At 39.1% G+C, this 12433-nt stretch carries 9 protein-coding genes; 3 read left to right on the top strand and 6 right to left on the bottom strand.

The annotated features are described in order from the left end of the window. Positions 1–135 precede the first annotated feature (135 nt). The gene (locus CH352_RS16965) at positions 136–792 is read left to right on the top strand and encodes a TetR/AcrR family transcriptional regulator (RefSeq protein ID WP_100705227.1); all 657 of its coding nucleotides are present in this window, start codon (positions 136–138) and stop codon (positions 790–792) included. Positions 793–839: 47 nt separating this feature from the next. Here the strand turns inward: CH352_RS16965 and CH352_RS16970 are convergent, their stop codons facing one another. The 3 genes from CH352_RS16970 to CH352_RS16980 form a co-directional block, all read right to left on the bottom strand. After that, complete coding sequence (locus tag CH352_RS16970; RefSeq protein ID WP_100705228.1) at positions 840–2315, bottom strand: flavin-containing monooxygenase; 1476 nt, start codon at positions 2313–2315, stop codon at positions 840–842. Positions 2316–2475: 160 nt separating this feature from the next. After that, complete coding sequence (locus CH352_RS16975) at positions 2476–4479, bottom strand: sensor histidine kinase (RefSeq protein WP_100705229.1); 2004 nt, start codon at positions 4477–4479, stop codon at positions 2476–2478. Beyond that, positions 4463–5230 (bottom strand): response regulator transcription factor, encoded by a 768-nt coding sequence (locus tag CH352_RS16980; RefSeq protein WP_100705230.1) that lies wholly within the window; start codon positions 5228–5230, stop codon positions 4463–4465. Before CH352_RS16980 ends, CH352_RS16975 begins: the two co-directional genes overlap by 17 nt. A gap of 111 nt (positions 5231–5341) precedes the next feature. On the opposite strand from CH352_RS16980, the gene CH352_RS16985 reads away from it, so the two are divergent. Together CH352_RS16985 and CH352_RS19185 are read left to right on the top strand one after the other, a co-directional pair. Next, a complete protein-coding gene (locus CH352_RS16985; RefSeq protein WP_100705231.1) occupies positions 5342–6607 on the top strand; it encodes a sugar transferase in 1266 nt (421 codons plus the stop codon). 159 nt (positions 6608–6766) lie between these two features. Then, positions 6767–7033 carry a hypothetical protein gene (locus CH352_RS19185; RefSeq protein WP_243396200.1) on the top strand — a complete coding sequence of 89 codons (267 nt, stop codon included), beginning with the start codon at positions 6767–6769 and terminating at the stop codon, positions 7031–7033. 65 nt (positions 7034–7098) lie between these two features. On the opposite strand, the gene CH352_RS16995 is transcribed toward CH352_RS19185, so the two are convergent. From CH352_RS16995 to CH352_RS17005, 3 genes are all read right to left on the bottom strand, one after another. After that, positions 7099–8124 carry an LEA type 2 family protein gene (locus CH352_RS16995; RefSeq protein WP_100705233.1) on the bottom strand — a complete coding sequence of 342 codons (1026 nt, stop codon included), beginning with the start codon at positions 8122–8124 and terminating at the stop codon, positions 7099–7101. Between the two features lie 168 nt (positions 8125–8292). Then, positions 8293–8706 (bottom strand): hypothetical protein, encoded by a 414-nt coding sequence (locus CH352_RS17000; RefSeq protein ID WP_100705234.1) that lies wholly within the window; start codon positions 8704–8706, stop codon positions 8293–8295. Positions 8707–8889: 183 nt separating this feature from the next. Continuing rightward, the gene (locus CH352_RS17005) at positions 8890–12255 is read right to left on the bottom strand and encodes an efflux RND transporter permease subunit (RefSeq protein ID WP_100705235.1); all 3366 of its coding nucleotides are present in this window, start codon (positions 12253–12255) and stop codon (positions 8890–8892) included. Positions 12256–12433: the final 178 nt, after the last annotated feature.

The raw sequence follows: 12433 nt of genomic DNA on the forward strand, positions 1-12433 counted from the left end.
ATACAATTCTCCGCTGAATTCTATATTGAAGGTATTATTTACCAATGGTAATATAAATTACATAGGATTCAAGAGATAAATTACCATTGGTAAATATGTTCTTGCAAAAAATTAGAAATGCTAAGAATCGTTAGTATGTCCGTAAATAAGAAACGCCGCCAGCAGCAGGGACCGGGAAGGCCTTTTAAAAAGGACAAGGTCACTGTCAGGGAAGATCTTATATCCGCGGGTACTGAGTTATTAAAGACAACCCCTCTCGAAGAAATCTCCTTACGAAAAGTAGCTGCACTTGCGGGTGTCAGTCATGCGGCCTCTTACCATCACTTCGAAAACAAGAACGCACTGCTTGCTGCAATTTCAGAAAGAGGATTTCAGAAATATTTCTCTGAGTATCAGAAGGAACTTGAAAAGACGGAAAACAATTTTCTGGGACGTTTTCATGCTCTTGGTTGGACTTACATTCAGTTCATTTTAAACAATCAACAATTTGCTAGGATCATGTTCGGCGGTATTGATATAAATTTACATCCGACATTGTCTGCAGTTTCTAGAAGAACATATCGGCAGTTGCATGAAATTATACGTATGGGCCAAAGGTTGGGGGCGATTAAGCCTGGACAAACACGCGAGAAGACTGTGGCGTCTTGGTCTATGATACATGGAATCGCGATGCTTTTTTTGGAAGGGAGAATAAAACCTCAAAAGAAGAAAGAAGATATGAAAAAATTTATCTTGTCCGTGATCGAGTGCGCGTATACGGGAATGACATTACCGCCGCCTGTTGTAAAATAAAGATGTGGCTCTCTTCTTCAGAGCCACTCGAATTCAATATCTATTTTTCAAGCAGAGAGAATTTCATAATCAGACAGATCGATCTTTTTAGTTCGATAAGAATATTCGTAAGTATGACCGGGCCAATTGTTTGTGTTCTTACCGGAAGCATTTATATACCAATTCGTACATCCAGTGTCCCAAACGAATTTATCAAATTTTTTATTCAAAGAAGTATTGTAATTTTGCATACTGCGAACCTTAGGGATCAATGCTTTGATCCCATTCTTATCCATTTCATTTAAAGCAGAAATTAGATAACGAACCTGGGCTTCGATCATGTATACGATAGAATTATGAGCCAAATTCGTGTTCGGTCCGTATAAAATATAAAAATTCGGGAAACCTGCTACAGTTATTCCTAGATAAGCTTCTGCACCATTCTTCCAAACTTCATTTAGATCTTGGTTTTTGGTTCCCTTTACTTTCATAGGAGAGAGAAACTCGGTTGCCTTAAATCCAGTCCCAAAAACGATCGCGTCGAATTTTTTAAGACCATCTTTAGTAACTATTCCTTCCGCAATAGCCTCTTTGATGGATTCAGAAAGGACTTTTGTATTCGGTTTTGCTAATGCTTCATAATAGTCGTTGGAAAGAAGGATACGTTTACATCCTGCAGGATAATCTGGAGTTAGGATCTTGCGAAGTTCCGGATCCTTGATAAATTTTTTCATATGAAAAAGGCTCATCCATTTTACGATCTTATTTGCATGATTATTCTTTTGGAATGCGATCATTCTGATCTCGTTCCAAATATAGATCTGGAATCTATGCAGTAACCTATAGCCGGGAAGATACTTAAATAAGAACTTTTCAAAGTTGAAATATTTACGATCCGGTTTAGAAACTACCCAAGGCGCCGTTCTTTGAAAAACGGTTACGTCTGCTCCTTGGTTTATGATTTGAGGAATGAACTGAATTGCGCTCGCACCGGTTCCTATTGCCGCTACCTTCTTCCCTGAAAAATTATAAGAAGGATCCCAATTTGCAGAGTGAAATATCCTACCTTTAAAACTTTCCAAACCTTTGATAGAAGGAAGAGCGGGGCGATTCAATTGTCCCACAGCAGAAATAAAAACGTTATGCTCTAATGTTTCATTTTGAGAAGTTTTGATCTTCCAAGTTCTGGAAGAATCATCCCAATCGGCGGCTTTGATCTCGGTCCCGAAACGAATATGAGGAAGTATCCCGTATTTTTCGGCGCAATGTTTTAAATAGGAAAGTATCTCGGGCTGAGCGGAATATTTTCTAGGCCAGTTAGAATTCGGCTCGAAAGAAAAAGAATAAAGATGAGAAGGAACATCGCATGCAGCTCCCGGATAAGTATTTTCTCTCCAAGTTCCTCCAACTGAATTCGATTTTTCGTAAATTACGAAATTATTGAATCCGTTTTTCTTAAGTTGAATTGCAGCACATAATCCGCCAAAACCCGTTCCTACGATTGCGATAGAGATCGATTTTTCCTTTTTATTTTGCGACTGCATGGTTTCCTAACTCCGACTAACTTATTGTTTGAACAAACGTTCACTGTGTTTTATTTATTAGATTCCGACTTAAGCGCATCATTGAAATGAAAATCATTCTAGCAAGTCGATTTTTACGATTAACTTTTGTATCGAACCTTGTTAAATATCAATCTTAGGTTTAAATCTGTGGTGGTGGGGGAAGAAGGATCCGGATCAAGGCTTCTTGGGAACTAGGAAACTCTAATGTCAAAGAACCGTGAAAGATTCTCAACAACGCACTGTGTATTTTCAATCCTTGTCCGGAGGAACGTACTGATATAAGATCATTTCCTATTTTATTTTTGATCTGGATAAATAACCCGGTCTTGTATTGAATTTGGATCACGATACTCGATTTTAATTCTCCTGAATATTTTACTGCATTACGTAGGGATTCTCGGAAGGCATAATACAAAACTTCCTGTACTTCCGGAGGATAGTTTTCTGTTTGGGATTTTGTATTTTGATCTATTTCCCAAATTAAATTGGAATCTTTAGCTTCGGAATCCTGCAGTTTTTGTAGTATTGGAATTAAGCCCAGCCTGGAGATTTCCAAACCTGTATCCGACATTTCTCTCAATAAAGAAGAGATTCTTTTATGAAGTTCTGTAAGAGAATTTGCATGGTGAGAATTAAGACTTCCTGGTTTCTCATTGGAGATCTCTAAGATAAGAGAATGGATTTCAGGAAGTATTTCATCATGAAGGATCTGTCTAGTTTTTTGGTCGGAAATTCTTTGCTCTTGTAGCTTCTTTCTTTGTAGTTCTTCTAAAATATTTCCAGTTTCTTCTAAAAATAAAGAATGAACTAACCAGTTTCCTGTAATCTTTGCGATCTCAATTTCTTCTTCTGCGAATAATCCTCCGTTCTCTTTTTGGCCCAAGATCAAATATGCATCTCCGGAAAGAACGCTTTCAATTTTTACTCGAATTACAAACCCGGAGAACTGGTTCTTATCTAAGTATTGAATATCCGGGTTTTCCGGATCTATTTTAGAAAAATCAAATGTTTCTGCAGAAATGCTTTCCGGATAATAGATATTTGTATCGGAGATATAGGGGATTTTTCCTTGGAAAACCAAAGCAGCTTTGGAGGCTTCTAATACATCTTTGCATAAATACCCGAAAGAAAGTTTTACGGAACCGGAAGATAAAATCTTTTTTAATACTTCGTTTTGGTTAGAACTTATCTGTTTATTTTTTTGTAGTGTAAAAAATCGAGAGAGAAAGAAGGAATAAGAGAATATGATAGGTATTTCAGCTCTAGGATATCCTAATTTTGCGAAAAGAAAGTATAAAGCGGAAAGAACAAAAGAAGTATAAACTGAATTTTTCCATTCTTGTTTTAAACTGATCTTAGGTAATATCCTTCCTGTGAGTATTTCGTAGGATGTTAATGCCCAGCCTAAAATTAAAATAGAAATACAGATCAGTAGTTGAATACTGAGCAGGAATCCATAAAAATATTCAGGTTCCTTTTCCGCTTTTAGGATCGGATTTTCTATAATTCCGAATTCGTCTCCTACGAATAGAATGGAAACCAATAAGACAACTCCAAATAAAGAAAATCCGATAAGTTTTAAAAATGGAACTGCCTTTTGCCTTCCAAGTTCGGAAAGGCTATTATCTGAAATTTTAAATAGAAATAAACAAATCAAGGAAAGGGAAATACATACAAATATATAGATCAAATAAGCGAATTTGAAAGAGAACGGAACAGATTTCCAATATTCAAATAAACTGATATTCCATGTTTTTCCCGGATTATAGATAAGCAGAATGGAAATTGCAACCAATTGGCAAAAGGATAAAATATAAAAGAATACTAGGAAGATCCCCCTTCTTCTTAAAAATCCAAAAAACCAGACGATTACCACAAACCATCCGAACGGTATGAGTATTAGTAAGATCAGCCCCGGAAAAAAATATAAGATAGGATAAGAAGATACTACGATAAACCCGTTTTGACCCAGGATAGCGGAAAAAGAGAATAGCAAGGAAGACACAATTAAAGTAAAAATACTAAAATATGCGGCAGCATTTTTCTTTTCCAGATTCGTTCCGGTAGTTGATCCTAACCAAAATAAATTTGTGGAAAGAAAGATGAAAACAGAGCAGATTAATATTTCAAGATCTATCTTCAAAGTTAGGCATCCATGGAATTCTTTCGCCTGAAGAATTCCTATAAAAAATTTTTTCGTTTTCTTCCCATTCTAAAAATCGATTGGATAATACGATCAGTGCTGCTCTTGTGCGGGCCACTTTTTCGTCGGCGTTTGTTTCGTTTAATCCCCAGGCAGAGTAAATTTGACCGTTAATTCTGCTGATCGTTCTTTTGTCTTTGAACCCGAAATGTTGTGCTATTTGTTCGTTACTAAATCCTTTGGCTAACATTTCAGCTACCGATCTTTCGTTTGGTTCTAATACTGCAAGAGGAGAGTTTTCGTCCTTCTCTCTGACTTCTGTAACTCTGGATTCGATTTCCGGATCTATAAAACTTTTTCCATCGTAAGCCAATCGAATGAGTGGAGCTACCATCTGAGGAAGAAGATAATTTGATTTTCGGACGTATGCATAATGACTTAAAATTCCCGAACTTCTGAAAGTCCTAAAATACTCGTCGCTGTCTTGGATGGAATAGATGACTACAGGTTTACGTGGGAATTCCTTCCGAATGGAGATGATGGTTTCTATTCCATTCAATTTTCCAGCAAGCCTTACATCTAAAAGGAGAACATCTACATCCCCTTCTAAACAATAGCGGATCGCCTCTTCTCCCGAGTCACAATCGAATACCGATTTTATTTTTCCGGATCCTTCCAAGCCGGAGATCATCGCTTTTCTGAGCTTCAGATTGTCTTCTGCAACTAGTATCTTGAGAGGTTCGGCTTTCATGTATTCTCGGAATTTTAGGATAAGAAGAATGTTGAGGTCAAGCACTTGAGTGCTTGGCGAACTGCACTCGAAAGGTGGGTTTGTTTTTGAAAATTAGATATTCTTCCATCCATGAAACGAATTTTAGAATTTTTTTTGGCCGTAATAGCGCTTATCGTATTTTCCCCGGTTTTACTTGGGATCTTTCTGCTGATCTCTGTATTTGATCCCGGTCCGGCTTTCTTTTTTCAAGAAAGGGTGGGATTAGGAAAGAAACTATTTCGGATCTGGAAGTTCAGAACATTAAAAGATGGAGCTCCTACGAAGATCGGTTCTTTTTTGAGAAGTACCGGTTTGGATGAACTTCCTCAGATCTGGAATATCTTAAAAGGAGATATGAGTATTGTTGGGCCAAGACCCCTGACCGAGTATGATATTGAACGGTTAGGTTGGGGAGTAGAAGGTTTAGACAGAAGATGGTCCGTTCGTCCTGGGATTACGGGACTTTCTCAATTGTATTCAGGAAGAGGATCCAAATATTCTATTTGTTTCGATCTTTCTTATCTTAAAAGAAGAAGTTTTATCTTAGATCTTAAGATTATAAGTTTAACATTAGTGATGAATCTTTTTGGCAAGAAAAGAATTAGAAATTTATTATGGACTCATCTTCAAAAACGGGACCGAGGCTTTCTTTGGGGGAATTGGGCCAAACATTTCAGAAAGAATGCGGATCGTCCTTATCCAATCGTTAAAGAACAAGTTATAGGTTTTATTCCTCAAAAACGACTCCCTGTGGCTAAATCTCTAGCGATCTTTCAGTTAGGAGAGGCCGGAGAGGGTCGAATCGCTAAAGATATAGATCATATACATATTTATGGAGTGGATCCAAATTATAGAGAAGCGCTTAAACTTTTTGTAAAGGAAGAAGGTAGACACGCACGTATATTAGGGGACTGCGTTCGTGCGTTAAGAGGAGAACTGATCCAAAGCAACTGGACTGAAAAACTTTTTCATTTTGGTAGGAGACTTTTGGGAACCAGACTGAAACTGATGGTATTGCTTGTCGCAGAAGTAATCGGGATCTGCTTTTATAAGAAGATCGCGGAGAAGATCCCATTCGGTTCGGTAAAGAACGCGCTTTTACACATCGCAGAAGATGAAGAAAAACATCTGATCTTTCATTGTACTTTTTTTAAGATCCGACTTACAAACCCGGTCACTCGATTTCTTTTCAAGATTACATGGAGATTGCTCTCTTTTGCAGCTTGTGTTTCAGTTTTGATGGACCATCGTAAAACCTTCAGAGCATTAGAAATTCCGATCAAAGAATGCTATTTTCAGTTTAAGAATATTTCTCGGAACACGGAGAGAAAGATCCTCCAAACTTTTTTCGTTTAAGGGAATTTTTTTATGCATGTGGTTTTGGTGTTTAGAAGAAAAATTTTCGGTTATGGGTTTGAATGTAAAGAAGAGGAATTGGTTTACGAATCGAATTGTATCCGAAATCGTTTGGACCAGTATTTATTAAAGAATAATGTCCGACGGAAATGTTTTGCGGTGAAATACGAAAATGCCGGGAAAAGTTTCAGAGGGTTTATTGGTTTTCTTCAGGAAAATAGTTTCGATTTTCCTGAAGAATTAGAAGAAGCAGAGATTGAAACTGGAAAGTATTTGAAGCTTGGGAATTCATCTGTAATTGATCAAGTCAGGGCACAGTTATACATTGATAGAAGAATTCAAAAGTATTTGGATGAAAACAATATCAAAACGGATCGGATGAAATTTTGTTCCGGGAGGAATTTATATCTTAGAATTATTAATTAAATATTTATAATATATTATAGATATTTAAAGAGCAACGGATCGTAGCGGAGCCGGGTGCCAAGTCCTTAGTTCCAGCTAAAAGAGCCGGACTTGTCGAACTTGAATGGAACCGGACCTGTTCCGATCTCGGGGGATTCGGTAGTTGCTTTTCCGTTAAGTCGAAATGCTGCCGATCTTTTGGAGACTGCGTTTGCAATTCCTTGGGTCACTGTCCCAAGTGGGAAGGAAGTGCGGACGCTTAGAATAGATTCTTGTCCTTGGTTTTCGATCCGAACTGGCTGGCCTGTTAAGAATTTTTCTTTTTCGAGTGTGAGTTCAAATTCAAATTCAGAAAATTGTAATCTAGATGTGGCTCTGTTTTTCAAGATAATCTGGAATTCCGTGTCCACTTTTAAGTCGAGTGATGATAAACCTGCAGCGACAGCCGAACCTGGGGATTTTTTCTGAGGGCTGAGTAATGTGTCTAAGAATGTTGTGGCCTTTTTTGCCAAATCTTCTGTGCCTGCGGAACTTAAGATAGTCGAAGGATCAGGTTTGATAATTTTGAAATTTCGGATCTCTATGTCGGGGAGAACTGCGGGGATTTTTCTTTCTTCTTCAAACGGAAAGTCGAGTGATGCGGCACCTACGATGGATCTGTATTTTTCCGGGATAGGAAGTGAAACGACTCCCTGCACTTTGACTATTAAGTCGATCTTTCCTGGAACTTTTTTGTAAAGTTCTGCCAGATCATTATATGCAAATGTTAAATCTACCGGAACTGGTTTGTTGGAATTCCCACCTACGGTTGGAATTTTGGTTTTTGCCTTCGTGAATTGTTGCCCTTCAATCAGGATATTCATTTCCAGATTGGTCGCAGGTAAAGCGATCGGATAAGGATTTTTTACTTTCGAATCCACTCTTAGTCTGATCTCGGATAGATTGATCTCTGCAATGGAAACTTTTTCCAAGATGAAGGATGGTCTGTCTAGATCCTCGATCTTTTCTTTTACTTTTTTTAAATCAACTTTTTGTAATTGAGCACAACCGATTAGAAGGTTAGATATAAGAGCAATTCCGATATAAGCATGTAAGGAAGTTTTCTGGATCATAAACTCCTCCTAGAAGGTGAAGTCTTTATTTAAGATTTATTCTTTATTGGAAACTAAGTTTTGAATGCTCATAAATAAAAAATGGAGTTTTGCGATTCTGGAAAATGGTTCTTGTAAGTCCTACACACGATGTTGGAATTCCAACATCGTGAAAGTTTAGAAAATTGTTTAGAATTGGCACTGAGAATTTGGCGGATAGCTAGGATTCTGAGTATAACACTGAGTGCTTTGGATTGATGGATCTATCAAGGATAATAGCTTTAAAACGCCTACTGGATAGCTTGCATTTTGCTGATAACCGTTACTCCAATCAATTTTATAATTTCCGTAAGTATCGGAAGGTCGTATAGTTCCTTTGAAAGTATTGTACGTTCCTCCGGGCTGTTGCACACAAGATCGGATATTGTTAGATTCAATTTCTAACCATGCAACGGGATTAGGTCCCCCTTCAGCACAGTTTGCAACCTGGACCCATTTTCCATCTAAATTGATCCTGGAATCTTTTAGATCTCCCGCTTTTTCCTTACAACCGGCAAGCATTAAGATTGTAAAGATCGCCGCTAATATTCCTAAACGTTTCATGTATTGGTTTCCTTTGTTTTTCACGATGATTTCGGGAAAAACAAAGCCACTAATTGATAAAATTTATCAAAAGTCAATAAATTATTATTTAAAATATGATAATTTATTAATTTTTCTATATTATGAAAATTTGAATTTTAGTTCGGAAAAAAAGAAAAGGGCCGTTAGGCCCTCTTGCTTTCACTACTTTTTCTTTTTAGAACTAGTTCCTTTCTTTGGCTTGGATTCCACGTCATGAGCCCATTCACTTAAGGAAGGCTGATTATGATTTGTAGATACCGAGGCAGTCCCGGAATGATTACCATCGGTGTGAATGGTCGCCGTCATGTCAGGACGGAACTTGGTTTCTATCCATTCCCTGAACTTATCGATACCACCAAAGATAGAAGGGACCACGATTAATGTAACTAACGTGGAAAGGATCAGACCTCCGATGATCGCGATACCCATTGCGGTTCTGGATTTGGCAGCTTCTCCGAGGCCTAATGCAATCGGAACAGTTCCCATGATCATCGCGATGGATGTCATTAAGATTGGGCGTAATCTAACAACACCCGCTTCAAAGATCGCTTCGTCTCTTGTGAGTCCTCTTTCTCTTACTGCTTGCATCGCATAGTCCACGAGTAGGATAGAGTTTTTGGCCACGAGTCCCATGAGTAGGATGAGTCCGATCATAGAGAATATATTCAACATTTCTCCCGTTAAGAACAGAGCGAAGAATGCTCCGGAAATTGCAGGAGGGATAGCGAATAAGATCGTGACCGGAGTGATGAATGATTCATAAAGAGAAGCAAGGACCAAGTAGATGAATATCAAAGCAAGACCGAATGCTACGATGATATTCAAGAATAGTTCTTTCAAATCTTCCGACTGACCTTGGAAATTAAAACGAACGCCTGGTGGAGGAGGAATTTCCTTTGTGATGATCTTAGTAGCTTCTTCCATCGCGGTTCCGATCGCACCACCTGGTGCAAGGTTTGCGTTCACCACGACTGCTCTTGCTCTATCGATCCGGTTGATCCTAGACGGTCCTAAATTTTCTTTTCCCGTGCTGATCGCAGCTAGAGGAATCAATCTGTTTGCAATATTCGGGACCTTGGTTTGACCATAAGCCGCTCTCAAATTCCTTTGGTCGGGCTTAAGTCTCATTCTGACTTCGTATTCGATACCTTTATCGTAAAACTTACTGACTTGGTCCCCGGCAATCTGGTATCTCAATTCGGAACCGGCAACACCTGGAAGAACACCTACCAATTGCATTTTAGAATTATCTAAAACGATTTGGTATTCAGGTTTTCCTCCTCTAAAGTCGGAGTCGATATCCGCGAGGTCTTTGACACCTTTTAGCCTTTCTATTACTTTTTTAGAATATGCTTCCACTTCTTCCAAATTATTCCCTTTAAGAACTAATTGGAACGGATACTGGACCCCGCCTCCCACTGCAGAATAATCCGAAACTGCCGGCCTTGCAAAATCATAAGCCTTTAACATAGTGCGGATCTCTTCTTTGACGGTAGTAGTGCTCCTGGACCTTTTTTTAGAAGAAACAAGTGCAATCGCCAAAACAGCAGTGTTAGGTTCTCCACCATCAGGTTTGCCGATTGTAATCGCGATCTTATCCATTTCAGGGAATTTTTGGAGTTCCGCTAAAACCTTATCCGAAACGTCTTTGGTTCCTTGTAAGCTAGTGCCTGGAGGAAGGTCTAAGGTTACCATAAATTCACCCTGGTCGTTTGCAGGTAAGAATGTCTTTTTCACAAACGCACAGCTCACGAATGAGAGAGCAAATATTAAGAAAGTGAGAAGTATGATCTTGCCTGGATGGGCCAATGCGTAATGCATCGTAACCTTATAAATTTTTTCCAGCCAGTTTTGGAAACGATCGAATGCTTCTACCGCAGCGTTCTTTTTATCATGGGTAAGTTTTCCTGCAAAGTATGCGGACAACATAGGGGCCACAAAAAGACCGTCGAAGAGCGAAATGATCATGGCAAAAACCACGGTCAATCCGAACTGTTTGAAGAATTGACCCACGACTCCTGATAAAAATCCTACAGGGAAGAATACAGCAATCACGGTTAAGGAAGTTCCAATCACCGCGAGAGCCACTTCCATAGTTCCTTTTTCAGCGGCTTCTAAAACGCTCGCACCTTCTTCTAATTTACGGAAGATGTTTTCCCGGACAACGATCGCATCATCCACGAGAAGGCCAACTGCAAGTGATAGGGCCAACAACGTCATAACGTTGATCGTGAATCCCATGATCCACATGATGATGAATGCACCTAATAATGAGTTAGGCAATGCAAGACCGGTGATGATCGTAGATCTCAAATTTCCTAAGAAGAAGTAAACTGTAATTACCGCTAACAAGATCCCGAGAACGATCGCTTCTGTAACGTCTTCCACATTATAACGGATCCATCTAGAACCGTCGCGGATCAGTCTGATCTTAGGTTGTCCCGAGAGAGGTTGGATATCCGCATTCAGCTTATCTATCCTTTTTAAAACCTCGTCAGCAACCGCTACAGTATTTGCACCGGACTGTTTATAAACATCGATGAATAATGCAGGTTTCAGTTCTTTTTCTATAACCGGCTCTTTGGTCCCGCTTAATTTTGCAAAAGTCCTTTTGACCCTTTTAGGAAGCTGAGTAATCCAAGTGAAAGGATGTGTAAGAAGGCCGGCATCCTCTTCTTCAATAGCGTCACTTTTAGAAGCCCAAAGATAACCTAATGTTTCTTCATCTTCCGTTCCATCTCTAACAGAACCAAGCTCTTTGATAAGAACAGAATTACCAACATCTCCACCGAAGGAAACGATGGTGTTCTCAATCTGAGAAAGAGTTTCATATCTTCCTAATGTTCTATAAGAAGTTTCCTTTGCACCTGAATCGAATTTACCGACCGGAACGTTTAAGCCCGCGGTCTTCAATCTATTGGCGATGATCACCATTGGCATTTGATAAGAAACTAATTTGTTTCTATCTAATTCGATTTGGATCTCTCTTCTTGTTCCTCCGACTAGCTTAACTGAACCAACACCGGCGATCTGCTCTAACTTAGCTTTAACAGTTTCTTTCGCAAGGTCGTATAACTTTGCTTGGTCAAGATCTGCGAACACTGCGAGACGAATAATCGGTTGATCCGCCGGATCGAAACGAACCACTTTCGGTTCTTTGATCCCGTCGGGAAGTTTAGGACGAACTAATGCGGTTTTATCTCTGAATTGTTGCTCAGCATATTTGATATCGGTGGAAAGAGTGAACTCACCGAAAACAACGGAGACACCTTCCTGGTTACGAGAAGTGATCTTCTTCAAACCTGAAATAGAAGAAAGTTCTTCCTCTAAAGGTTTGGAAATCAATTCCTCGATCTCTTCCGGACCAGCGCCCGGATAGATCGTAGTCACAGAGACCACTGGAATGTTCACATCCGGAAAAAGATCCACTCCCATTTTACTGAGGGAAAAGATACCGGTGATCAACATCAGGATCACAATACTAGTAATAAATATGGGACGCTTAATAGAGAGGAGCGCGATATTCAAGTTGCCTCCGGAGTATCCTACATTTCGAAAATCGAATGAAGGATCTGCTCAGAGGTCCATTGCGGTCTATTCCTGGATTTTCGAAAACAAATTCGCGGACCGCGGTTCGGAAATTTAGAAAGAAAGGTTTTGGGATCGGACTAAGTAATTTTATTCAGAAAAAATTAAAGAGACTAAA

The sequence above is a fragment of the Leptospira hartskeerlii genome (assembly GCF_002811475.1).
Classification (GTDB): domain Bacteria; phylum Spirochaetota; class Leptospiria; order Leptospirales; family Leptospiraceae; genus Leptospira_B; species Leptospira_B hartskeerlii.